Origin of the sequence: Pseudomonas sp. P9_35 (genome assembly GCF_034008205.1) — a bacterium.
Lineage (GTDB): Bacteria > Pseudomonadota > Gammaproteobacteria > Pseudomonadales > Pseudomonadaceae > Aquipseudomonas > Aquipseudomonas kilonensis.
The window spans coordinates 5,436,109-5,460,781 of sequence record NZ_CP125373.1; the positions used below are offsets into that span (position 1 = coordinate 5,436,109).

Below are 24,673 nucleotides of genomic sequence, written 5' to 3' on the forward strand. Positions count from 1 at the left end.
CACTTAACAAGGAACGTCACTATGCAAACCACCGCTCAAATCCAGCCCGCCGCCAAACCTTTCCTGGGCGAAGAGAACGTCATTTTCACCGACAAGGCACCATTGCCGCTGGGTACCTATTCCCAGGGCATCAAGGTCAGCCACGGGCAGACCATCTACCTGTCGGCACAGACCCCGGTCTCGGCGCTGAACAACGAAGTGCTGGCCAAGGATTTCGAAGGCCAACTGCGCCAGACCCTCGACAACCTGGTGCAAATGGCCGAAGCGGCAGGTGGCACCCTGGCGAACGTGGTCAAGGTCACGGCGTTCATCACTGACTTGAGTGAGTTCCCGACCCTCAACCGCGTCATGGAAGAGTACTTCACCAAGCCCTACCCGGCCCGCACCACCGCCGGCGCCAGTGCACTGGCACGCAACACCCTGGTTGCCATCGACGCCATCATGGTGATCTGAAACACCTTCTGTCAGCGGAGTGCCCGTCGGTCTGGTGAGCTGGACCGACGTTGGCAAGGAAAGCACCAGCACAGCGTACTTTCAGAGGGTGACATGAAAAATTCGTACAGAGAGTATGTATTGCAATGCCTGGTTTGCGATCGAAGCTACCAGCCCCATGAGGTCAGCTATTACTGCCCTCATTGCAAAGTCGATGGTGCCCTGGACGCGCTTTACGATTACCCGGCACTCAAGCGCGAATGGTCCCGGGACAGCCTGGCCCATGACCACGCCCGTGGCATGTGGCGCTATGACCGCTTGATGCCGTTGAGCTCGACGCAGTTCATTCCACCGTTACTGGTGGGCAACACGCCGCTGTACTCGCGCCCGGAATTGCTCGGCAAGGGCGCCCGGATCAAAGTCTTCGTAAAAGACGAATCGCGACAACCGACCGGGTCGTTGAAGGATCGCGCCAGCGCCCTGGCGGTGGCCCACGCCATGCAATCGGGTGCACGCACCGTGGCAGTGGCCAGCACCGGCAATGCCGCTTCGGCATTGGCCGGGATGAGCGCCAGCCTGGGCTTGCACAACGTCATTTACCTGCCCAAGAGCGCGCCCCGGGAAAAGCTCGCGCAGATGCAGGGCTACGGCGCCGAGATCGTGCTGGTCGACGGGCAATATGACGAAGCCTTCGAACAATGTCTCAACGCCTGCGAAGAGCACGGCTGGTACAACCGCACCACCGGGATCAACTCGTACATGAGCGAAGGCAAGAAAACCGTCGCCTTCGAGATGTGCGAACAGCTCAACTGGCAAGTGCCGGACCTGGTGTTCGTGCCCGTCGGCAACGGCTGCATCCTGGGCTCGGTCTACAAAGGCTTTTTCGACTTGCTGCAATTGGGCTGGATCGAACGCATCCCACGCCTGATCGGCGTGCAGGCCGAGCACAGCAACTTCATGTACCGCGCCTGGCGCAACGACCGCTCGATGCAAAAAACCGAACGCCGCCCCCCCACCAGCCTGGCCAGCAGCATCAATGTGGCGCTGCCGCGTGATCGCCTCAAGGCCATGCGTGCGGTCACCGCCAGTGCCGGCGAGTTCATTTGTGTCAGCGACCCGAGCATTGTCGCCGCCGCCTCGAGATTGGCCGCCAGCACCGGGGTGTTCCCAGAAGCCGGCGCAGCCAGTGCCTTCGCCGGCCTGCTCAAGTACGCCGAAACACACCCCGACACACCGCAAACCGCCGTGATCCTGATCACCGGCAGCGGTTTGAAAGACACCTCCATTTTTCTATCCGACTCGACCAAAAGCCAGCCACGGGTGTTGCCGCATCACGTGACTGCGCCGCTGGCCGAGGCGCTTATCTAGGGAATCACACCATGAGCCTGCAAAATTTCGACCCCACCATTGCCCGCCTGATCGACCGCGAGCGCAACCGCCAGGAAACCCACCTGGAGCTGATCGCTTCGGAAAACTATGTCAGCGAGGAAGTGCTCCAGGCCCAGGGTTCCGTGCTCACCAACAAATACGCCGAAGGCTATCCGGGCAAGCGTTATTACGGCGGCTGCAAGGTCGTCGATGAAATCGAGAACCTGGCCATCGAACGCGCTCGCAAGTTGTTCAACTGCGAATACGTCAACGTGCAGCCGCACTCCGGCTCCCAGGCCAACCAGGCGGTTTTCCTGGCGGTACTTGAACCCGGCGATACCATCCTGGGCATGTCCCTGGCCCATGGCGGCCACCTGACCCACGGCGCCTCGGTGAATTTTTCCGGCAAGATCTACCGGGCATTTTCCTATGGCCTGGACACGGAAACCGAAACCCTCGACTACGAAGAAATGGAAGCCCTGGCCAGGGAACACCGGCCGAAGATGATCATCGCCGGGGCCTCGGCCTATTCGCGGACCATCGACTTCCAACGCTTTCGCAAAATCTGCGATGAAATCGGTGCCTACCTGATGGTGGACATGGCGCACTACGCCGGGTTGATCGCTGCGGGCGTATATCCGTCGCCGGTTGGCATCGCCGACTTCATCACCTCCACCACCCACAAGACCTTGCGCGGCCCGCGCGGCGGTCTGATCCTGGCCAAGGCACAATATGGCGCCCTGCTCGACAAGACGATTTTCCCGGTGTACCAGGGCGGCCCACTGATGCACGTCATCGCCGCCAAGGCCGTGGCGTTCAACGAAGCCTTGGGCGATGGGTTCAAGCATTACCAGCAGCGGGTGATCGACAACGCCCGCGTCATGGCCGACGTCCTGACCCGACGCGGCTTGCGGGTGGTGTCCGGCGGTACCGATTGCCACATGTTCCTGCTCGATCTGCGCTCGATGAACATCACCGGCAAAGACGCCGAAGCGTTGCTGGAAAGCGCCCATATCACCTTGAACAAAAACGCGATCCCCAACGATCCGCAGAAACCGGCCATCACCAGCGGCATTCGCATCGGCACGCCGGCACTGACCACCCGTGGCTTTGGCGAAGCGGAATGTGCCGAAGTGGCGAACTTGATCGCCGACCTGCTGGAACAGCCGGACAACGCGGCGCGTCTGGAAAACACCCGACGCCGAGTGATGCATTTGTGCGAGTGCTTTCCGGTGTATCTGCTGAGGTAATGGCTGGATAAGGACAGCACGAAGCGCATATAGCGGCGAGCACAAACGGTGGCGAGGGAACTTGCTCCCGCTGGGCTGCGAAGCGGCCCCATTGGATCGCTGCGATCATTCAGGCAGACCGCATCAGCCGGTTTACGACGGCTGCGCCGCCGAGCGGGAGCAAGCTCCCTCGCCACAGGGTGAGTGTTTGCCTGAAATGATCAGTCTGTGAGCACCAGAAAAACCTGTGGGAGCGAGCTTGCTCGCGATAGCGGTGTGACAGTCGATGAAGACATTGAATGTACGGCCGCTATCGCGAGCAAGCTCGCTCCCACAATTGGATTTTCAGCGGTACAACAAACGCTCCGCCAGCTCATCGGCCACCCGCGCCGGTGAGCGCTTCTCCGCCTGGGCGTGGGCGAATACTTCCGTGAGCCGGGCACCGATCTTCGACAGGTGCGCGGTGATCGTCGACAGTTCTTCGCCGCGATGCTTCAGGGCGACGTAGATCAGCCCGCCAGAGTTGATCACATAATCCGGCGCATAGAGAATTCCCCGTCTTTCCAACTGGTCGGCCACTTGCAGGTTGCTCAACTGATTATGGGCCGAGCCGGCAACGGCCGAGCAGCGCAGTTGTGCCACGCTTTGGCTGTTGAGCACCCCACCCAGCCCGCAAGGAGCAAGGATGTCGCAGGGCGTGCTGAGCAACGCGTCGTTGGCGATCGGATGGGCGCCCAGTTGCTCCATCGCCAATTGCACCTTGCCAGGGTCGATGTCGCTGACCAGCAACTCGGCACCGGCCGCATGCAGTTGTTCGGCCAGGGCATAACCGACATTGCCCAGGCCCTGGATGGCCACCCGCAGGCTTTCGAGGTTATCGCTGCCCAGGCGGGCCATGGCGGTGGCACGGATGCCGGCAAAAACCCCCATTGCCGCGTGCGGTGCGGGGTCTCCCGAGGCGGTGGTGCTGGTGACATGACGAGTCTGCTGGGCGATGCAATCCATGTCGGCCACCGACGTGCCGCTGTCGATGGCCGTGATATAGCGACCGTCCAACTGCTCGATACAGCGACCAAAGGCTTCGAACAACGCGGCCCGACTCTCGACATGGGCCGGGCGCATGATCACCGCCACCCCGCCGCCCACGGGCAAGCCGGCCAGCGCCGCCTTGTAGCTCATGCCTTGGGCCAGGCGTACGGCATCGGCCACGGCACTTTCGTCGTCGGGGTAGGCAAGATAACGACAGCCCCCCAGGGCGGGCCCCGGACGACTGCAATGAATGGCAATCACCGCCTTCAACCCGGTTGCCGGGTCTACGCTTAGGTGCAGCGATTCAAGGCGGGAGCTTTGCATGAGAGCAAACATCGAAAGGCTCCCGAATCACTTTGGTTTGTTTCGCCAGTATAGGCGTGCAGTCGAAATTTGCTGGAGCACGCCGGAATAAGTCGCCGGGGTGGTCAGTCTTTTTCGGCATAACCTGTTACCGCCTCTGTCCGAGACTGGACGAAAATCCACGGCAGAGCTAAAACGGGAGCATAGCCCGGAGAGTTTGATGAAACCGCGCCAAGCCTTTTTTGATTGTCTGCACCGCTCGCCACCGGCGCTGTTCGAAGCGGCGCTGTGGATCGCTGCCGAACATGATCGCGAGGTCGACGTACCGGCCTTGCTGAAAGATTTCAAGGAGCTGCAACAACGGGTCAGCCATGGCCTGCCGATGCTGCCTGTCAGCGAACTGGGCCAGCCCTTGCTGCGACGGCTCAATGACTTGGGCTTCGCCCAGGACGACTTCACGCCTCTGCGACCACGAGCAGCGTTGCTGGACAAGGTCCTGGCACGCAAACGCGGGCAGCCCCTGGCCCTCGGCCTGATTGCCCTGGAACTGGCCCGAGGCCTGGAAATTCCGATGGTCGGTGTCAATTTCCCCGGGCATTTCCTGTTGAAGGTGCCCGGCGCCGATCACCTGCTCGATCCGTGCGGCGGCCGCCGGTTGTACCCCAATGACTGCCGGGAACTGCTACAGCGCCAATACGGCGCGAACATGCCGCTCAAGGCTGAACACCTGGTCAATGCCGAGCCGATGCAGATGCTGCAGCGCCTGTCGCGCAACCTGCGTCAACTGCATCTGGCGAACGACGATTACATCTCGGCCTTGATCGACGCCGAACGGGTACTGGAACTGGGCAACGCCAGCGCCGCCGACTACCTGGCTCGCGCCAGCCTGTATCAGCGACTCGATTGCCCCAACGCCGAACGCTTCGACCTGGAGCATGCCCTGATGCTCAGCGACGATCCGATCCAGCGGATCCGGCTGACGGAGCGGCTGGGGCATTTGCCGCCAAATTCGATTGTGCATTGAGCTGTCGTAGGGCTGCACATCGTTGTCGACGGTGAATCGCCTTCGCGAGCAAGCTCGCTCCCACATTGGATCTGCGCTGAACATCAAAAGTGAATTCAATGCGATCAACTGTGGGAGCGAGCTTGCTCGCGATGGCGCTTGTTCAGTCAGCACCTTCATGGCTGACACACCGCTATCGCGAGCAAGCTCGCTCCCACAGGGACAAGAGACGAGCCCTTATGGAGTATCCGGCTGCTTCGCCGGGTGCGCCTGTTGGAACGCTGCATGCCCGGCCGCCAACGCCGCAACGCGACGAATCCGCGGATACGCCAGCAACGAAACATTAAACCGCTCGGCCGCGTACAACTGCGGGATCAGGTACACATCCGCCAGCCCCGGCGCTGCACCGAAGCAATAGCCGTCGTCGCCAATCAACTGCTCCACCGCCGCCAATCCCTGGCTGATCCAGTGCCCGATCCACTCCGCCACCTGCGTTTCATCGTGGCCCCACTGCCGCAATTTGTTGAGCACGCTGACGTTATGCAGGGGATGAATATCACAACCGATCAGCGCGGCGACGCCACGCTCATGGGCGCGTACCGCCAGGTCGGCGCTGAGCAGCCGCACCTGTGGATAACGTTCTTCCAGGTATTCGATGATGGCGGGCGATTGCACCAGCAGCGCGCCCTCATCGGTACGCAACGTCGGTACCCGACCCTGGGGGTTGATCGCCAGGTAGGCCGGCTGGCGATGCTCGCCCCCGGGCGCAGCGATCAGGTTGACGGGCAAGGCCTGGTAATCCAGCCCCTTGAGCGCCAACGCAATGCGCACCCGATAGGACGAGGTGGAGCGGTAATAGGTATAAAGTTCCATGCCCTGCCCCTCAACGCGCCGGCAGGATCTTGCCCCGGCACTCGCCGAAGCCGATGGACGCGAAACCTTCGCGGCGGCAACGGGCCCGCAAGATGATTTCGTCACCGTCCTCGAGGAATCGGCGCACTTCGCCAGACGCCAGTTCGATCGGTTTTTTACCGCCTTCGGTGATTTCCAGCAGACTGCCGAATTGATGGCTTTCAGGGCCCGACAGGGTGCCCGAGCCAAACAGGTCGCCGGCCTGCAACTGGCAACCGTTGACGCTGTGGTGCGCAACCATTTGCGCCACGGTCCAGTACATGTACTGGGTGTTGCTCAGGGTCAGGCGCTGGGCCGGCAGGTTTTGCTCGCCCATGGCCTCGGTCAGCAACAGGACTTCCAGTTCGATGTCGAAGGCACCGCCGGCCTGGTCACGCTTGTCCAGCAGATACGGCAGCGGTTGCGGATCGCCTTGCGGGCGTGCCGGTTGCGGACGACGGAACGGTTCCAGGGCTTCGGCCGTCACCACCCACGGCGAAATACTGGTCAGGAAACTCTTCGACAGAAATGGTCCCAAGGGCTGGTATTCCCACGCCTGGATATCCCGGGCCGACCAGTCGTTGAGCAGGCAGAACCCGCCAATGTGCTCGGCGGCATCGCCGATGGGGATCGGGTCGCCCAGGGCATTGCCCTTGCCGATCCAGATGCCCAGCTCCAGCTCATAGTCCAGCCGCGCACACGGGCCGAAGGTCGGCTCGGTCTGGCCGGCCGGCAGGGTCTGGCCCTTGGGGCGGCGCACGTCGGTGCCGGACGGGCGAATGGTCGAGGCGCGACCGTGGTAACCGATGGGGACGTATTTGTAGTTGGGCAGCAACGGATTGTCGGGGCGGAACAGCTTGCCCACATTCTGCGCGTGCTCGATACCGACGTAGAAGTCGGTGTAGTCGTTGATCCTGGCCGGCAGGTGCATCTGGCAGTCGGCAGCGAGGATCAACAGTTTCGCGCCCTGGGCTTCGACCTTGCCCCGCAGGGGGCTGTCCTCGCGCAGCAGTTCCAGCAGTCGTTCACGCAGGGCAACCCGGGCGTCTCGGCCCAGGTCGAAAAATGCATTCAACTGGCCGTCGGCCATGGCTTCGACAGCCTGGCGTGCCGCACCGTCAAACAAACCCGCGTGCAGCGCCGCCTGCAGATCGAAAATCCGCTCGCCAATCGCCACGCCACTGCGCAGGGCACCGCCATCGACACTGAAGATACCCAAAGGCAGGTTCTGCAACGGGAAGTCCGTATGGCCGTTGGCGCAGGCGACCCAGCTACGGGCAGGGGAAAGTTGAGTCATGGGTTATCTCCGGGTCGGGTCGAACGTGACAGGCAGCGAGGCCCAACATGCATCGTAGTCGGTTTGCAGTTGCGGGCAGTCCAGGGCGAAACGGCTTGGACGCAGCACCTGGCTGGTCTCGAACATGAACGCCATGGTGTTGTCGATTTTCGCCGGCTGCAGTTCAGCGTTGATCGCCTTGGTACAAGTCTCGCCGTCCGGGCCATGGGCACTCATGCAGCTGTGCAAGGACGCGCCGCCCGGCAGGAAACCTTCGGCCTTGGCATCGTAGGCACCCTGGATCAGGCCCATGAATTCGTTCATCAGGTTGCGGTGGAACCACGGTGGACGGAAGGTGTTCTCTGCCACCATCCAGCGTGGCGGGAAAATCACGAAATCGAGGTTGGCCAGGCCGTGGACGCTGGTGGGCGAGGTCAACACGGTGAAAATCGACGGGTCCGGGTGATCGAAGCTGACCGTGCCGATGGTGTTGAAGCGGCGCAGATCATATTTATACGGCACGTTGTTGCCGTGCCAGGCCACCACGTCGAGGGGCGAATGATCCAGCTCGCAACCCCACAACTCGCCGAGAAATTTCTGCACCAGCGGGGTCGGTTGCGCGAGGTTCTCGTAATGGGCGACCGGCGTCAGGAAGTCGCGCGGGTTCGCCAGGCCATTGCTGCCGATGGGCCCGAGATCCGGCAGGCGCAGCGGCGCGCCATGGTTTTCGGCGAGGTAACCACGGGCCTGCGGGTCGAGCAGTTCAATGCGAAATTTCAGGCCCCGGGGCAGCACGACGATTTCCAGCGGTGCCAGTTCCAGCACGCCCAACTCCGTGATGATCCGCAGCCGTCCCAGTTGCGGCACGATCAGCCATTCACCGTCGGCATTGAAAAACACCCGCTCCATGGAGCGGTTGGTCCGATACTGATAAAGGCTGATGCCGGCCGGTTTGTCCGCACCGGCATTGGCCGCCATGCACACCAGCCCGTCGATGAAATCGGTGGGCTCGGCGGGGATCTCCAGCGGGTTCCAACGCAGGCGATTGGGCGTGACGTCGCCCAATGGGCCCCCCGCCAGTTGCCGTTCGAGCTTGGTGAAGGCCGGGTGATTGGCCGACGGCCGGATGCGATACATCCAGGTGCGCCGCGCTTCGCTGCGGGCCATGGTGAACGCCGTGCCGGAGAACAACTCGGCATAGAGACCGTACGGGGCTTTCTGCGGCGAGTTCTGGCCGACGGGCAGTGCGCCGGGTAAGGCTTCGCTGGCAAATTCGTTGCCCAAGCCTGATTGGTAAGCCAGGTCCGACGCTGGGGAATCGAGGTTCATGGAGCCTCCAGGAATGCGGCCCGTCACTCAACGGAGTGGTTGAGGCGCACCGGGTTATTTTTATCGTAATTCGATTACGCATAACGTAATTTGCTCGACAGCGACCGTCAAGCTATAAAGACGCCCATTCGCCTCTGGACCCAGCGCCTCCATGGAAACCCCGCTCAGCAACGGTAAACAGAAAGTCCGCTCGGCCGAAGTTGGCACCGACATACTCAAGGCCCTGGCCGAACTGTCGCCCTCCACGTCGCTGTCGCGGCTGGCCGAACACGTGCAAATGCCGGCGAGCAAGGTTCATCGGTATCTGCAGGCCTTGATCGCCAGCGGGTTTGCCGAGCAGAACGCCGCCACCAACCACTACGGCCTGGGCCGCGAGGCCCTGCGCGTAGGCCTGGCAGCGCTCAACGGCATGGACGTGCTGCAAGTGGCCGCCCTGCCCCTGGCCGAATTGCGCGACGACTTGAACGAAACCTGCTTCCTGGCGGTGTGGGGCAACCATGGCGCGACCGTGGTGCGCATCGAACCCGCGGTGCGGGCCGTGACCGTGGTGACGCAACTGGGCTCGGTATTGCCACTGCTCAGTTCGTCCACCGGGCTGGTATTCAGCGCTTATCTGCCGGAGCGCGAGACCATCGGCTTGCGCGAGCAGGAAGTACAAGGCAGCGAGCACCACGCCCTCGCCGATGACCGCGCTTATGCCGCGTTGTGCGAGCAGATTCGCAGTCGCGGCCTGCACCATGTACATGGTTTGCTGATGCCGGGCGTGGATGCCTTGTCCGCTCCGGTATTCAATGCCGTCGGTGAGGTGAAAGCGGTGATGACCATCGTTGGTCCGACCTCGCTGTTCCACGCCGACGAAAACGGCCCGGCGGCGCAACGCCTGTTGACGGCGACCCGGGCCGTGAGTTGGCGGATGGGGTATGAAGCGGGTCCGGGATCAGCCCAGTAAATCCGGGACAATCCTGATCACTAAATCATTGAGATGAGGGTGATCAGTTGCCGATGGGGACATTAGCCCATCACCCCCATGACCTTGGCTTTTGCCACCGCCTGCGTACGCCGCTGCACCCCCAACTTGCTGTGGATTCGCCGCGCATGGGTTTTCACCGTGTGCAACGAAATGAACAGTCGTTCGGCAATCTGTTGGTTTGAATGACCTTGCGCAATCAGCTCCAGGACCTCCAGTTCGCGATGACTGAGCAAGGTGTCCTCGGCGCAGGCAGGCGGCTCGACCTGCTCTGCCGATTGCGCCCAACGCACCAACTCGGGCTGGCGCAAGCGCAGCTCGCACAAGGCTTGCTGGGCCCGCCAGCAAGTGACTCGCTTGAGCCCTTCTTGCAGGAGTGTCCGGGCCTGGGAACGATCGCCGGACAACCAGACAACCTCCGTCAACACCAGGTGCAGTTCGGTTTCCAGGCTGTGCATTTCACTCTGCTGCGCCCGGGTGATCATGGCTTGCAGGCACGCCTGCGGCTCCTGTGCCCGTTGCAGGTAGACCTCAGCCAGCACCAGCAGGTATTCAAGTCGCGCAATCAATTCCAGCGTCGCGGGAGGCGCGTGCTTGGCCTGCGGCCCGCGAAAATGGCGCAAGACACGGGTCAAGGCTTCATGGGCCAGTTCCGCCCGCCCCTGTTGCAACCAGAACTGACAGCTGGTTTGCAGCAACACGCCACGGTAAACGGTGTCGGGGATGTGCCGCTGCTGCATGATCCGTTCGGCATCGCGCAGTTGCATGAAGGCCTCGCCATAGTCGCCCTGGTTGGCAGCCAGGCTGGCCTTGCCGAGAAATCCGTAGAGCACCTGTTTGTCCAGGCTGTGCAGGCCCGTTTCCAGACCCGCTTGAAACTGCTCGGCGGCGCGCTCTTCAAACCCCATGCGCAATGCCAGGCGCCCGCGCCGCAGGGCAATACGCCCCAACAACGGGGAAAAGTCCTGGCCTGGTTTATCCAGCAGCGCCTGGACGGCGGCCAGCAGATGATCGGCCCGGTGAGGCGCGCCACGTTGCTCCAGGACTTGGGCGTGGTCCAGTTCCAGCAATCCTTCGAATACCAGCGAACCCTGCGCACGCGCCAGGCACAGTGCCTGGCGGTTGATCCGATGCGCAGAAGCCAGTTCGCCTGCAAGCAGCGCCTGCTGCGTCAGCCCACCCAGGCACAGCACCCGTTGGGCCCAGGCCTCAGGGTCCAGGCTGGCCTGGGCCTGGAGGAAGTGCTCGCGCGCCTGTTCGCCATCGCCCGAGAGGTGCAGCAACCAGCCTTGCAAGACCTGCCACCTGGCCAGCACCTGTCGCTGCCGGCAGGCCGAAGGCTGCGGCATGAACCTGGCCAACTGCTCAATGCATGTCGACGCCTGGTCGAAGCGTCCGGCGAACAACAGCGCAGCGGTGACCAACCCCACCGATTGCGGCGTACAGAGGGTCAGCGCTTCGCCTTGTTGATCGTGCAGGCCCAGCAATAGCACCACGTTGCGACGCTGCAAGACATGCTCGAAGCTCAAATGCTGCAGGAAACTCACGGCAGTCTCGAACTCCTCGGCCAACATGGCTTGCTCGAACGCCATTTGCCAGTCCTGCTCGGCAGCAAACCACTGGCAGGCCCGTCGATGCCAGGAACGCCCCTGCGGCCAGGGCTCTTCACGTACCAGCCGGGCCAGGGCCGGAAAAATCTGCAACCAGTCCGACGTCTGCTCCCATGGCTCGATGAAACATCCCAGGTCCAGCAGCAAGGGCAGGCATTGCACGCCCACGGTGTCGCCGAACAGGTGCTCGCATAGCCGGGCATTGAAGCGCGGCAGGTGCGCCAGCACACGCCAGGCCTGCGCCAGATCCGGGGTCAGCGTGCTGAACAGTTCGTACTCCAGGTAGTCGACCAAGGTCCCCGGCCGTCCCGGCGTTGCATGACTGCGCGCCCATTCGCAACGCTCCAGCAGCGTGATGCGCACCCCGGCACACCAGCCGCCACTGCGCTGGATCACCTCGTGGGCAGTGCGGGCAGCCTGGGGACCGGGCAGGTGACGCAGCAATGGCAGGACATCGTCAGGGGTGAAGAACAACGCCTGCGCATCGAACTCGTGCAGCTCGTCATCGAGCAACAGCCGCGGCCAGTTGCAGTGGGGACGGCGGCGGCTATTCAGCCACAGGTGCAACGCTGGACTACTGGTGTTCAACAGACGGTCGAGCAACTGGTCCAGTTCGGGATTCGGCACCCGGCAGTAGTCATCCAGGAACAACCACGTGGGTGTCTGCAAACGCGCCAGGTGGGCCAGCAGTCCCGCTTCATCAAGCATCGGCAACCCGAGGGCCTGGGCCAGGCGCTCGCACATTTGCACCGCGCTCAACGCCGCGCCTCCCAATGGCAACCAATGCAGCCGACACCCGGCGGGAGCCTGCAGGAAGCACTCGGCGAACAACGCACTCTTGCCACTGCCCGCTGGGGCGCAAAGCAGTTTTACCCGCGCTTCGGACGTCAGCAAAGGCTCACTCAGGGACCGCCGCGGCACGTGCGTCGAGGACAGGCGAGGCAACAATCCTGGACGGTCCGGACACGGGGTCATGGCGGTCATGTGGGCAGATCCTGTTTATTGTTATCTCACCACCCTAGTCCTGTGTCGCCGAGCTTTGGAGAAGTATTCAGCGCGCTGATTGGCGCCCATAAAAAAACGACCGGCAGGGGCGCTGCCGGTCGATCACGATGATCAAGTCAGGCGCAACCTTGTGGGGAAAGGATTCACTGTGGGAGCAAGGCTTGCCCGCGATGAACGATAACGCGGTTCAGCTTTCAGACCGCGGTGCGGCCATCGCGGGCAAGCCTTGCTCCCACAGAGAAATCCCTTCGCCACAGTTACCTTTCAGGCCTTACCGAACCCCGGTCGACCGTAGCGCTGCCGGTGTGTAGTCGGCGGCCCGGGCTTCGAAGCCGTACTCGTAGCTGTGTTTCTCTTCGTTCTTCATGCCCAGCGCGATGTAGCGGCCGGCAATGATGTCGTAGAGCGCCTCGAGGGTGTAGCCCGGGTTCTGATGGTCGTAGTAGAACTGGGCATGACCTTCGGCCACCCGCCACAGCTGGCCGCGACCGTCGTAGTGATCCACCAGCGCCGCCTGCCAACTGTCCTCGTCGAAGTACATGTGGCGCTTGGCATAGATGTGCCGCTCGCTCGGCTTGACCGTGCCAACCACTTCCCAGACCCGGTGCAATTCATAGCGAGTCAGGTCCTGGTTGATATGGCCGGCCTTGATCACATCGTCGTACTTGAGGCTTGGCGAATCGAGCTTGTAGCTGTTGTACGGGATGTACATTTCCTTTTTGCCGACCAGTTTCCAGTCGTAGCGGTCCGGCGCACCGGAAAACAGGTCGAAGTTGTCGGAGGTGCGCAACCCGTCGGCGGCGGTGCCCGGGCCGTCGTAAGCCACTTGCGGGGCACGACGCACCCGGCGCTGGCCGGCGTTGTAGATCCAGGCCAGGCGCGGTTCCTTCACTTGGTCGAGAGTCTCATGCACCAACAGCACGTTGCCGGCCAGGCGCGCCGGCGCAGTCACCTCCTGCTTGAAATAGGTCAATACGTTGCCGGCCTTCTCCGGGTCGGCATCCTTGATCAGGAACGGCACGGCAATTTCTTCTTCAAAGCGGATCGGCGTGAAGCTGCCATTGGTCTGCGGCGTAGCCTGGGTGATGATGCGCCGCAGGTTGCCGCCGTGATAACGGGTGACGTGGTTCCACAGCACTTCCACGCCGCTCTTGGGAATCGGGAAGGCGTAGTAGCGGTTGCCGGTGAAATTGGCCAGGCCATTGCCGTCGTTGATGGCGTTCACGTTGAGGGCGCTGCGCTTGGCCGACTCGTAGATTTCCGGCGGCAGGCCCACGCTGCGGTGGGTCGGATAGACCGGGATCTTGTAGGTTTGCGGGTAGCGCTTGAACATCGCGACCTGGCCTTCGGACAGCTTGTCCTTGTACTTGTCCACGGTCTCGGCGGTGATGGTGAACAGCGGTTTTTCATTGGCGAACGGGTCGGCCAAAAAGCCCTTGCTGTCCACCGCACCGGCGTTTTTCGGGATGCCGCCGGTCCAGGCCGGAATCGAACCATCGGCATTGCCGGCTTTTTCCGCGCCCAACGGCGTAAGGCTGGTACCCAGTTTATTCGCTTCATCCGGCGAGACCGCCGCCATCACGTTCGCGGCCAGCAGGCTCAGGGCCAGGGCACCGCATTGCAGGATCATCTTGCGCATTGGGTTTTCCTTGTCAGCCAGATCAGAAGTTCACGCCGAAGCTCAACGCGAGGAAGTCGCGGTCTTCGAGAACGTTGTAATCGCCGCCAAAAAAGTCGGTGTAGCTCAGGCTGGCGGTGTAGGTGTTGCGGTAGTCGGCATCGACACCGACGCTGATAGCCTTGGCGCCTTCGTTGAACAAGCCGTTGGGACCGTAGCCGGCCACATCGTGAGACCAGGAAACGTTGGGCTTGAAGTTCACACCACCGATCACGTTGGCGTAGTCGAGAATCGCCCGGGCGCGATAGCCCCAGGAAGTCGAGGTAACGAAGCCATCGGTGTCGCCATTGAACCCGTACTGGCCGTAGACCGAATCGCGGCCGTAACGCAGCTTGTCCTTGGACTCCAGCCCGCCGACGTGCACCACCGCCGCCTCGCCCACCAGCGTCAGGCGTTCGGCGCCCAGTACCTGATCGACAAAATGCGTCAGGGTGCTCTGGACCTGGGTGACTTCCTTGCGCCGGTAGCCGGTGTTATCCGCCCCGGCCGAGGTCGCAATGGGTGAAGCCGCGCCACCGGCAATCGGGTTGAGCAGGGCCAGGGTCAGGTCGTTGGTATTGACCTGCACCGGTGCGTTGGGGCGGTAGCTGATTTCCCCGGTCCATGCGGTGCCGGTGGGCAGCGTGGTGGAGAAACTGGCACCGTACAGGCGAATGTCTTCCGGGTATTCAAGGTAATACTGGCCGCGTCCCAGCATGACGCTTCGCGCCAGGCCCGCACCGCTGCCGGGGGCCAGGCCGTTGGCAATCGTGACCATTCCCGGCAATGCCGCCAGCGTCGAGAGCCCCGCCGTGGTGGTCCCGACGGTAGGCGTACGGCTGTGGTAATTCATGAAGTACAGGCCGTACTCGGTGTCATCGCCGAGCCAGCGCAACGCCGTGCCCCACTGGCCGGAATCCCGCGCGTCGCGGTCACCGCCACGGGGAATAACCACCCCTTCGCTGGACACCTCAATGCCTTGGCCAAAGGCCTGAGTCAATGGCACGAACGGCGCAATCGCCGGGCTGCCCACGGTGTAGCCACTGGTGCAACCATCGGCCACCACATCGTTGCCGAAGAAGGTGCCGCAGTTATCCACCACGGTCTGGTCCCACTCCAACTGGTAGAAACCTTCGACGGTGAGCTTGTCGGTCAGGCCCTGGGACGCGAACAGCATGTTCACCGGGATCAGGCCTTCCTTGATCTCCGCACCGGGGCGACGGAACGCGGACACGTCCACCGGGTTGATGCTGTTGATCGAGTTGCCGATGAAGGTACTTTCCCCCCAACTGACCACCTGCTTGCCGGCGCGCACGGTGCCCGGCAAATCGGCAATGGAATAGTTGTGATAGACGAAGGCATCGAGAATCTGCGCCCCCGAGGACTTGGCGCCTTCCTTGCGATTGCTGTCGCTGATGTCCTTGAACTCGCGGCCTTCATCCTTGAGCTCGAAGTCATACCAGTACTTGCCGCGCACGAACACGCCGGTATCGCCGTACTTGAGTTCGAGGTCGTGCAGGCCTTTGAAGATTTTGGAAAAGGTCTCGCCCTTCTTGAAATTCAGCCGCCCATCATCACCGGTGGAGGATTGGCCCCGACCGCCGTTGACCGTGCCAACCAGGTCCTTGTCGGCATCGCGCATGCCCCAGCTTGCGCCCACGGACAACGACGAATCGAACTGACCCTCGATCTCGCCAATGTTGAATGAAACGGCCTGCGCCTGGGCACAGCAACCCAAGGCCACCGCGACGGCCAGCGCCTGCGGCTTGAAGATGGCGCGCATTGTTATTGTTGTCATGCGTCTTCCCCGGTGAGTGACAGAGGCTTCACCCTACTGCCGCACGCCAAGGGCGATAAGCGCACCAAGGAGGTATTCGCGCTGTACCTAAAAAGGATTACAGCCCATGCGGCGCGGGCCTTTGCGCCGTGCATGGATGGACTGGATGATGGGTCATCAGCGCCGCGCATACTCATGCCCGGCCTTCGACTGTTACGCGCCCTGCAACGGTGCATGTCCGGATCCGGGCTGTTTCCCGCAAGGCACGATGCCTATGCTGGCCGGGCTTTCAGGGCAACGGGCCTGCAAGCACAAGCCTCACGGCATCCCTCATGCCTGCCTGGCACACCGTCTTCGGATGGATTGGCGTATCGATCCATCATCCCGTGTTTACCGACGTTGGTTTGTAGCTCCTTTGCAACGTCACGCTTAGGCCGCTGCTTTTTGCAGCGGCCTTTTTTATGTGCGGCTATTTCCGAGTTAAAACTTCTTGTTTCCTACGTTGTTGTCGGAAAGGCTCACCTGCCTGCATTGAGAGTTCGAACTTATAGTTTCCTTGGTCGCCCGGGATGGGTGATTACGCAAATAGCCGTGAACGACCGCATGTGTTGAATGACGGCGTGGCTATTCAGATTCGATTCGAAAGGAACTCGATATGCAGCAAGAAAAAAATATCCTTGTGAATAGAGGTATACCTCGCACGCCACCTTCTTCTTCACCATCTCCCAACCATGGACATGGCGGCACGCCGGATCGTTCGGCAGGCAGGGCTCATATAGGCACCGATGGTGACAGTTCAGCTTCGCCGAGCTTTTCTGACTATAGCCATGCAGGTTTTGAACCTGCGATCGGTATGGTTTTGCATACGTTGAAGAGCACGACCAAAACTGCAGAAAGCACGTACCAAACCCAGCTCAGCAAGCTGCCGCAAACCATTGAGAACGATCTGGCGGCGATTAGGCTTGAGGGATCGACACGCTCTCTTCCCCCCGCAGCGGCAATCGCTCGCGAATTGAGCGTTCGCAATACACTGTTGGCGCGAAAAACCGCCCAATTCCATCAAAAAACAGCGCTTGCCAATAGTTTCTACGGCGTCGATCCAATCGGTAAGCCATTACAGGCGTTCTATCCGAAAGCCCTGACCCTAGAGAGGCTAGTCCCCCCGAACGGTATTGCGATAAAAGCGTGGGCCACATCGCTCAAGGCAGCGTACGAGGCAAGGCTGCTGTCCCAAGCCATCAATATGCTGAATCAGCAGCAAGTCGAAGTACTTAAATGGCTGGCTGCGGTACAGGCTCAGGAGCAGGTGCAAAAAGAAGTACAGCGTTTGGCCGCTGAAAAAGCACAAAAGGTGGCTCAAGCTCTACGTGAAGCGGAAGAACGGGCAAAGATTGCAGCTGTCGCGGCGACAAAAGCCCGACAACTGGCAGAAGCGGAAAAGGTCGCGGCCAAACAAGCCCACGATGCCGCCATGGCCTTATGGGAGGCCGAAAGATGGGCCGCTGCTGAAGAACTGGAGGCGGAGGAAGCGAGGCGTCAGGCAGAAGTTCAAAAGGCACGTCAACCAGCCCGGGCTACCCGTACATTTCCTGTATCGGGCTCCGCCGCAGCCGCTGGCCCAGTATTTACAATCGCAGGTGGGACCTTCGCCCCCAACCGGGTGACCGCCTCGAGCATCACGGATGAGTTGCGCACCGCGGTGTCGGCGATCCTAAAAACAGTTACCGCAAAGGCATTACCCGCTGTTGCATGGTTTGCGTCACTGATTGACCCGTCGGAGCTGGGCAACGAAGAACGCTACGCCCTGAGTGTTCCCCTATCAGAACTAGCTCCAGCCAACACCGATGATTTGCTGGCAATCGCAGCATCGAAAGGAGAAATCAATCTCCCGATTGTGCTGGGTTCCATGACCACCGACGACGAAATGATGTTCGTCGTCGCGAGTGCCGACGGAACATCGGTGCCCTCCAGCGTGCCGGTCAGGCTTGCAACACTCGACCCTCACAGCAACGTCTACAAATCCTACAGTCCAGATGGCTCATCCACCTTGATGACCTGGACGCCTATCGTAAAAGAAACGGATGCATCCACGACACTGCCATCGATCGTGCCGAAGATCGACCTCTATGAAGCCGGAACCCCCTGGGCCATAACCAGAGGGGTCGATAAGGATCCGGAGCTGGAGGATTACGATTTTGGTAATGGGTTCGTCACGGTGTTCCCGGTTGAGTCGGGTATTCCGCCCATCTATACCGTCTTTAACAATTCTTCTGAATGGGCTTCCGCGGAAGAGGCACGCAAGGCAGCCGAAGCCCAGATCCTACGCGTAGCCCAGGCACAAGCACTGGAACAAGTCCTGGCGGGGCGCGCCTATCCGATACCGGGCGCGGCAGCCGCAGCCGGTCCGGTGCTCACGCTTGTCGGCAGTAGCCTGGCCATAAGTTCTGAAGTGACCTTGGCAATCCAGGCTGCGCTACGAGCCGCAGTCGCCATGGCTATCGAGTCGCTCACCGCAGTGGCTGTGCCGACCTTGGCGGGTTTTGCGGCGCTGCTCTATTCACCCAAGCTGGCGAACGGTGAATTACCCGAGCGATATGCGTTCAGCACGCCACTCTCAGAACTCGCACCGATCCAACACCACGACTTTCATGCAATCGCAGCGGCCGACGGATTCGTTGACTTACCGGTACGCCTCACTTCTCAAGCGACCGTGGATAGCCAATCCGAAATCCTCGTGATCAACATCGACGGCGTAACCCATCCGTCGAAAGTCAGAGTGGTTCCGGTTACCTATGACGCACAACAAAACCTCTACATCGCTACAACTGAACAAACCCCACCCAGAACCTTGACGTGGACGCCGGTCGTTCAACCCGGCAACAGCTCCACGGCCCTTCCCGCCGAACCACCCGCCCCGCCTGTTTATACAGGCGCATCGGTAACGCCCATAGAGGGAAGGATCGATCCGTTCCCCGAAATAACCGCAGACAGCTTCGATGATTATGTTTTCGTTTTCCCAATCGACTCGGGCCTGCCGCCTCTGTACGTCATGTTCAGGGATCGAAGGGAAGACCCTGGGGTTGCGCTGGGAATGGGGGCTCCGGTTTCAGGCGTGTGGACGGATGCAGCATCGAAAGGTGAAGGGGCAGCCATTCCGTCGCAGATTGCGGATCAGTTGAGGGGGAGGGAGTTTAGGAATTTCAGGAAGTTTCGGGAGGCTTTTTGGAAGGCCGTTGCCGGAGATCCTATACTTTCTCAACAGTTTAATTTACGCAATCGGGTTCGTATGGAGAACGGACGCTCCGCCTACGTCAGGAAAGCTGAAAAAATTGGCGCCCGAATAAAGTATGAACTTCACCATAAACATTTCGTATCCTTAAATGGCCAAGTTTACGATATCGACAACATCACTCTCACCACCCCTAAAAGACACATTGAAATTCATAGAGAGCGCAAGCAATGAAAAAAATAACAACAGATATAACGGAAAAAGAATTTCTTGCCTTTGTTATAGAAATTTCAGAGGGGAATTACCCTTCAGAAGAAGCGGATATCGATGCAGTACTAGAGTTCGAGAGAATCTCAGAGCATCCCGCCGGGTCAGATTTACTATTCTATCCAGAGCCTGGCAAGGAAAGCTCTGAGGCGATAGTCGACGAGATAAAAAACTGGCGTGCAGCCAACGGTAAACCAGGCTTCAAGCAACCCTGACGCTCCAGATATTTGAACGCCCTTGCTGCTGAATAATCGGCAGCAGGGGTCTATCGACTCCGGCGTCATGATGTACCGAACCCAGCAGCATTTTGACCCTCCACTTCTCATCGGTAAGAAGCAATGCACCTCCTCTATCCTAGCGACCCATTTGATAAAAAACGTCCTGACGAGCAGTACGCTGAAGAGTACGAAGCGGTAATGACTGCGGGACTGAGGAGTGTGCTGTTCTCTTTTGAAGATTTCGAAGCGGGCCTTTTCAAGACTTCTGCGTCCCTCACGCCCGGAGACTCGATTTTGTACCGCGGGTGGATGCTGACACCCGACGCTTATGCTGCTTTGGTTAACCAACTGCGTGAAAAAGGCGTCATTGAAGTCACCAACGCCCCGCAATATCGACACTGTCATCACCTGCCACAGTGGTATCCGTTGTTGACTGCCTATACGAGCGAAACGGTGGTGCTGGACAGCGATGCAAACTTCGTTCAAGCGCTCGAAGGTCTGCAATGGCCAGGCTACTTCATCAAGGACTACGTAAAGTCACTTAACACCGGTGGTGGCAGCCTAGTGGACACTCCCGAAGGCATAGCTCCGCTTGTTGAAGAGATGCGCCAATACCGGGGGCAGATTGAAGGCGGTATATGCGTCAGGCGACGAGAGGATTACATTGAAGAAACCGAGCGTCGCTATTTTGTATTCCATGGGCAGACCTATGGCGTCACCGATGAGATTCCTGAGTTGGTGACCGAGTGCGCACGGCTGATTGACAGTCCTTTTTTCTCGGTCGACGTAGTACTCAGGTCAGACGGTGTGCTGCGGGTGGTCGAGCTCGGTGACGGGCAGGTATCAGACCGCAAGGAATGGCCCGCTGAGCGCTTTGCCTGGATGTTGAGCCGTGCGGGATAGGTCTGTGCCCTATCGAGACCGCCGCGAACCTGGCGGCCCTGGTGAAAAAATATTTTCCATGAGCACGGTTACCGCGACTGACGGCAACCGGCCCGGGCAATGAGGCTTAGATGGCGTGGCGTTGCAGGTTCGCCATCATTTCTTTCAAGGCTTCCAGGTTGTCGTTCGGGTGCACCGCATGCTCGAAGTCGCAGATCTGCTGCCAATGGGCGGCGACGTCTTCGGGCGAAAAACCTTTGCGCGGATCGAAGCCCGCCCCCAGGCTGCGTTCCCAGCGCACCTTGCCCATCCAGCCGCCGCCCACTTCGAACAGGCCGGAGGTTTCCTGGCAGGTCTCACTGGCCAGGTACACCACCAGCGGGCTGACGAGTTCGGGCTTGAGTTGTTCGAATACCTGCGGCGGGATCAGGCCTTCGGTCATGCGCGTGCCGCCGGTGGGGGCGATGGCATTGACCAGGATGTTGTTCTTGCGGCCTTCGATGGCCAGGGTCCGAGTCAAACCATAGAGGCCGAGCTTGGCCATGCCGTAGTTGGATTGGCCGAAGTTGCCGTAGATGCCCGAGGTAGACGCCGTGAAGATCACCCGCCCGTAGTTTTGCTCACGCAAGTGCGGCCACGCGGCCCGGGTCACCTTGTAGGCGCCCTCGACGTGGACGCGGTAGACCAGGTCCCAGTCGGCGTCGTCCATTTTGTGGAACGTCTTGTCCCGCAGGATCCCTGCGTTGTTGACCACCACATCGACGCGACCGAACGCGTCGAGGGCGTTTTGTACCAGCTTGTCGCCATCGGTCACCGAGTCGTGGTTGGCCTCGGCGATACCGCCCGCCTCGCGGATTTCGGCGACCACCCGGTCTGCTGCCGAGGCGTTGGCCCCTTCCCCTTGAGCCGAGCCGCCAAGGTCGTTGACCAGCACTTTCGCGCCTTGCCTGGCGAACAGCAGCGCATGGGCGCGTCCCAGGCCACCGCCGGCTCCCGTGACGATCACGACTTTATCTTCGAAGCGCACAGACTCACTCATGACAGAACTCCAGCAGGCGGACAGGACAATGGGCACGAGTGTCCGGCACAAGTCGGCCGGTCACAATCAACACGGTTGCCAGTGAATGGTGGGCGATAAGGTGAGGGGATGATGCAGGCCCAGGCCACGGCGGCACATTCAATTTCCGGCGCTGCCATCGCGAGCAAGCTCGCTCCCACAAGGGATTTTGTTACCCACAAATTCCGTATTCACAATCGCTCCCACACAAGCTAGCCCCCACAGGGTGTCGTCATGAACAGGCCATTTGTCTGCTCGGCGCGGCGATGGCTTCGCGAAACGCCAGGTAATGCTTGAGCACCTGCACCGGCGCCTCGATGTGCGGGTAATGACCAATGTCGGGCAACAACACCGTGTCCGGGTTCGGGATCAGGACCTCGTAGCGCGCCACCATGTGCTCACCGGAAATCGGGTCGAGCGCGCCGTCGATCACCCGCAACGGCACGTCGCCGCGCTGCATCGCCTGCACCCAGCGATCACGCTGCACACGGCGTTCGGGAATATAGGCGATGAGCTTGTGCATGATCCTCGGACCGTGATGGGCTTGCACCAGGCTCCAGAAATCATCCAACTCGCTTTCAGTGGGGGTGGTCCTGGGGCCGAAAATCTGCCGAAAGCTGCTGACCAGGCTTTCCCGGGAGAACGCCCGCCCCAACAGCCACCCCAGGGGGCTGAGCAAGAGTTTCTGGGCCCAGACCGGGCGGTGGGTTTCCGGGAACAGGCCGCCATTGAGAAAGACACAACTGGCGAGGTGGATGCGCGCTTCGTAATGCCGCGCCAGCAGTTCCTGGGCCACGCTGTCGCCGTAATCGTGGGCCAACACATGCAGCGCGCCCCGCACATTCAGGTGCGCCAGCAAGGCCTGCTGCAAATCGGCTTGCTCCAGCAGGCTGTAGACGTGATCCGTCGGTTTGGCGGAGTCGCCGAAACCGAGCATGTCACACGCGATCACCCGGTAGCGTTGCGCCAGCGGTTGCCACAGGTAATGCCAATCCCAACTGGCGGTGGGAAAACCGTGGATCAGCAGCAGCGGCTCGCCCTGCCCGGCCACCCAGTAACGGATGGCATGACCACGGAACATGAAGATCTGGCTGCGCTGGCGCCAGATACGCAGGGGAATCTGGGCCAGGGGCATCAGCTTCTATACCCGGCGTCTTGTTGATCGAGCTTGCGCAACAACGCCGGCCAGGCCAACGCGCCGCCCATGCCCTGGGCGCTTTTGGTCACCCCGGCGATCATCGCCCGGGCGCCAGCCAGGATCTGCGGCTCGATGGCAATCAGTTCGGCCCCGCCGCTCTGCGCCAGGACCTGAATGTCACAGGCCCGCTGAAAGGTGAACATCATCAGGAAGGTATCGGCGATGGTCCCGCCGCAGGTCAGCAAGCCATGGTTATGCAGCATCAGGAAGTTGCTCTCGCCCAGGTCCACCTGCAGGCGAGCCTTTTCTTCGTGATTCAAGGCCACCCCTTCGTAGGCGTGATAGGCCAGGCTCGACAGCACGAACAGCGATTGCTGGCTGATCGGCAGCACCCCCTGCTTCTGGGCCGATACCGCCACGCCAGCAGCGGTGTGGGTGTGCAGCACACAGGCCACATCATGGCGCACCTCATGCACCGCACTGTGGATGGTGTAGCCGGCCGGGTTGATCTCGTAGGGGCTGTCCATCAACTTGTTGCCGGCCTGATCGACCTTGACCAGGCTCGAGGCGGTAATTTCATGGAACATCATCCCGAACGGGTTGATCAGGAAATCCTCGGTACCGGGAACCTTTGCGGAAATATGGGTGAAGATCAGGTCATCCCAACCATGCAGCGCGACAAGCCGATAACAGGCGGCAAGGTCCACCCGGGTTTGCCATTCGGCCGCACTGACCTGATCCTTGATGCTGAGTGTCGTTTGGACGGGCGCTACGCTCACGGCTCTGACCTCTGGTTTCTTGTTATATGTCTCGATCGAAACGTCGTACGCAAGAAAATCAGTCTAGTCAGCTCTTTCAGAGGCGGTAGTTGCGTTGGCAGCCAGCTTACTGGCCGAACGAGTCAGCGCACCCGCGTCAAGCGCGCAACGTGTCGATCAACTCAGCGAGCCATGGCTCGGCGTCGGCTTCCGGCGTGACACTTTCGCTGGCATCCAGACGCAGCATCGGCAGCACCTCGCGTACGCCCAATTCGACGAACAGCTCGCACATCTGCTCGCCACCGGCGCAGAAAGTATCCCCATAGCTGGCGTCGCCCAGGCCGATCACCGCGCCAGGCAAACCACGAAAGAACCCGGGCAACTGGTCGCGGATGACCGAATACAACGGCATCAAATTGTCCGGCAACTCGCCCATGCCGGTCGTGGAAGTCACTGCCAGCACGGCCTCTGGGGCGAATGCCTGCACATCCGCCAGGGTCGCACGCGGGTCGTGCCAGGTTTCAAAGCCTGCCTCGCGAAGCAGTTTGGCGGCGTGCCGGGCGACTTCTTCGGCGGTGCCATACACCGAGCCGGAAAGAATGGCGACTTTCATCAATCTGATCCTGAACCTGAAAAAAGAGCCGGAATAGTACCAGTTGCGCCTGTCAGGCTGCGAATGGCTCTCAACGGCCCTAATGGCCAGTGGACAGCCTGTCGATTTCTTTTAGAATGCTGCTTCGACAAGGATGTTCAAAGGGTTCTCCCCATGATCAACGCTCAACTGATGCAACTGGTCATCAATGCTTCGAACGACGGGATTGTCATCGCCGAAAAAGAAGGCGAAGACAATATCCTGATCTACGTAAACCCGGCCTTCGAACGATTGACCGGTTATCACCGCGACGAAATCCTCTATCAGGATTGCCGGTTCCTGCAATCGGGTGATAGGGACCAGCCCTCGCTGGAGCTGATTCGCAAAGCCCTGAAAGAGGGTGGTACCTGTCGTGAGGTGCTGCGCAATTACCGCAAGGACGGCACGCCGTTCTGGAATGAGTTGTCACTGTCCACGGTAAAAAACCAGGCTGACGGACATACCTATTTCGTGGGTGTGCAAAAAGACGTCACGACCCAGGTCAAGGCTCAACAACGCGTCGCACAGCTGGAAAAGGAGCTGGCCGACGCGCGGGAGACAATTGCCCGGCTCGAAGCGACGAACGGTTCAAACAAAACCACGAATTAATGGTCAGT

General features: G+C 60.6%; 20 protein-coding genes. 9 read left to right on the forward strand and 11 right to left on the reverse strand.

The window, feature by feature from the left end:
* Positions 1-21 precede the first annotated feature (21 nt).
* From QMK47_RS24075 to glyA, 3 genes are all read left to right on the forward strand, one after another.
* A complete protein-coding gene (locus QMK47_RS24075; RefSeq protein ID WP_003205417.1) occupies positions 22-453 on the forward strand; it encodes a Rid family detoxifying hydrolase in 432 nt (143 codons plus the stop codon).
* Positions 454-546: 93 nt separating this feature from the next.
* Complete coding sequence (thrC, locus tag QMK47_RS24080; protein ID WP_253478006.1) at positions 547-1,800, forward strand: threonine synthase; 1,254 nt, start codon at positions 547-549, stop codon at positions 1,798-1,800.
* Positions 1,801-1,811: 11 nt separating this feature from the next.
* Positions 1,812-3,050 carry a serine hydroxymethyltransferase gene (gene glyA / locus QMK47_RS24085; protein WP_214512501.1) on the forward strand — a complete coding sequence of 413 codons (1,239 nt, stop codon included), beginning with the start codon at positions 1,812-1,814 and terminating at the stop codon, positions 3,048-3,050.
* A gap of 324 nt (positions 3,051-3,374) precedes the next feature.
* Here the strand turns inward: glyA and QMK47_RS24090 are convergent, their stop codons facing one another.
* The gene (locus QMK47_RS24090; protein WP_003205422.1) at positions 3,375-4,394 is read right to left on the reverse strand and encodes a Glu/Leu/Phe/Val dehydrogenase family protein; all 1,020 of its coding nucleotides are present in this window, start codon (positions 4,392-4,394) and stop codon (positions 3,375-3,377) included.
* A 187-nt stretch (positions 4,395-4,581) separates the two neighbouring features.
* Here QMK47_RS24090 and QMK47_RS24095 point away from each other — a divergent pair, with 187 nt between their 5' ends.
* Positions 4,582-5,385 carry a SirB1 family protein gene (locus QMK47_RS24095; protein WP_214512500.1) on the forward strand — a complete coding sequence of 268 codons (804 nt, stop codon included), beginning with the start codon at positions 4,582-4,584 and terminating at the stop codon, positions 5,383-5,385.
* 216 nt (positions 5,386-5,601) lie between these two features.
* Here QMK47_RS24095 and maiA read toward each other — a convergent pair whose 3' ends face one another.
* Genes maiA through hmgA form a run of 3 tightly spaced genes read right to left on the reverse strand, consistent with a single transcriptional unit; the run spans position 5,602 to position 8,860 of the window.
* Positions 5,602-6,237, reverse strand: a complete 636-nt coding sequence (gene maiA / locus QMK47_RS24100) for a maleylacetoacetate isomerase (protein ID WP_258689324.1) — start codon at positions 6,235-6,237, stop codon at positions 5,602-5,604.
* A gap of 10 nt (positions 6,238-6,247) precedes the next feature.
* Complete coding sequence (gene fahA, locus QMK47_RS24105; protein ID WP_253478026.1) at positions 6,248-7,552, reverse strand: fumarylacetoacetase; 1,305 nt, start codon at positions 7,550-7,552, stop codon at positions 6,248-6,250.
* 3 nt (positions 7,553-7,555) lie between these two features.
* The gene (hmgA, locus tag QMK47_RS24110) at positions 7,556-8,860 is read right to left on the reverse strand and encodes a homogentisate 1,2-dioxygenase (protein WP_253478029.1); all 1,305 of its coding nucleotides are present in this window, start codon (positions 8,858-8,860) and stop codon (positions 7,556-7,558) included.
* Positions 8,861-9,011: 151 nt separating this feature from the next.
* On the opposite strand from hmgA, the gene QMK47_RS24115 reads away from it, so the two are divergent.
* A complete protein-coding gene (locus tag QMK47_RS24115) occupies positions 9,012-9,809 on the forward strand; it encodes an IclR family transcriptional regulator (protein WP_320389423.1) in 798 nt (265 codons plus the stop codon).
* A 62-nt stretch (positions 9,810-9,871) separates the two neighbouring features.
* On the opposite strand, the gene QMK47_RS24120 is transcribed toward QMK47_RS24115, so the two are convergent.
* The 3 genes from QMK47_RS24120 to QMK47_RS24130 all read right to left on the reverse strand — a co-directional run bounded on the left by QMK47_RS24120 (position 9,872) and on the right by QMK47_RS24130 (position 15,897).
* Positions 9,872-12,421 carry a LuxR C-terminal-related transcriptional regulator gene (locus QMK47_RS24120; RefSeq protein WP_320389424.1) on the reverse strand — a complete coding sequence of 850 codons (2,550 nt, stop codon included), beginning with the start codon at positions 12,419-12,421 and terminating at the stop codon, positions 9,872-9,874.
* A 292-nt stretch (positions 12,422-12,713) separates the two neighbouring features.
* Complete coding sequence (locus QMK47_RS24125; RefSeq protein ID WP_253478038.1) at positions 12,714-14,081, reverse strand: DUF1329 domain-containing protein; 1,368 nt, start codon at positions 14,079-14,081, stop codon at positions 12,714-12,716.
* A 22-nt stretch (positions 14,082-14,103) separates the two neighbouring features.
* Complete coding sequence (locus QMK47_RS24130; RefSeq protein ID WP_253478041.1) at positions 14,104-15,897, reverse strand: DUF1302 domain-containing protein; 1,794 nt, start codon at positions 15,895-15,897, stop codon at positions 14,104-14,106.
* A gap of 634 nt (positions 15,898-16,531) precedes the next feature.
* On the opposite strand from QMK47_RS24130, the gene QMK47_RS24135 reads away from it, so the two are divergent.
* From QMK47_RS24135 to QMK47_RS24145, 3 genes are all read left to right on the forward strand, one after another.
* Positions 16,532-19,339, forward strand: coding sequence for an S-type pyocin domain-containing protein (locus QMK47_RS24135; RefSeq protein WP_320389425.1), 2,808 nt, complete (start codon positions 16,532-16,534; stop codon positions 19,337-19,339).
* A complete protein-coding gene (locus QMK47_RS24140) occupies positions 19,336-19,587 on the forward strand; it encodes a bacteriocin immunity protein (RefSeq protein WP_253478047.1) in 252 nt (83 codons plus the stop codon). The genes QMK47_RS24135 and QMK47_RS24140 overlap by 4 nt, the downstream gene beginning before the upstream one ends.
* 123 nt (positions 19,588-19,710) lie before the next feature.
* On the forward strand, positions 19,711-20,493 hold the full coding sequence (locus tag QMK47_RS24145; RefSeq protein ID WP_320389426.1) for an ATP-grasp domain-containing protein: 783 nt from the start codon (positions 19,711-19,713) through the stop codon (positions 20,491-20,493).
* A gap of 106 nt (positions 20,494-20,599) precedes the next feature.
* On the opposite strand, the gene QMK47_RS24150 is transcribed toward QMK47_RS24145, so the two are convergent.
* The 4 genes from QMK47_RS24150 to QMK47_RS24165 form a co-directional block, all read right to left on the reverse strand.
* Positions 20,600-21,511, reverse strand: a complete 912-nt coding sequence (locus QMK47_RS24150; RefSeq protein WP_053125096.1) for an SDR family oxidoreductase — start codon at positions 21,509-21,511, stop codon at positions 20,600-20,602.
* Positions 21,512-21,761: 250 nt separating this feature from the next.
* On the reverse strand, positions 21,762-22,664 hold the full coding sequence (locus tag QMK47_RS24155) for an alpha/beta fold hydrolase (RefSeq protein WP_258689338.1): 903 nt from the start codon (positions 22,662-22,664) through the stop codon (positions 21,762-21,764).
* The gene (locus QMK47_RS24160; protein WP_320389427.1) at positions 22,664-23,446 is read right to left on the reverse strand and encodes a class II aldolase/adducin family protein; all 783 of its coding nucleotides are present in this window, start codon (positions 23,444-23,446) and stop codon (positions 22,664-22,666) included. The genes QMK47_RS24155 and QMK47_RS24160 overlap by 1 nt, the downstream gene beginning before the upstream one ends.
* A 136-nt stretch (positions 23,447-23,582) precedes the next feature.
* Entirely contained in the window at positions 23,583-24,038 is a 456-nt protein-coding gene (locus tag QMK47_RS24165; RefSeq protein ID WP_320389428.1) for a flavodoxin, read from the reverse strand.
* A gap of 153 nt (positions 24,039-24,191) precedes the next feature.
* On the opposite strand from QMK47_RS24165, the gene QMK47_RS24170 reads away from it, so the two are divergent.
* Positions 24,192-24,665 (forward strand): PAS domain-containing protein, encoded by a 474-nt coding sequence (locus QMK47_RS24170; RefSeq protein WP_253478063.1) that lies wholly within the window; start codon positions 24,192-24,194, stop codon positions 24,663-24,665.
* Positions 24,666-24,673: the final 8 nt, after the last annotated feature.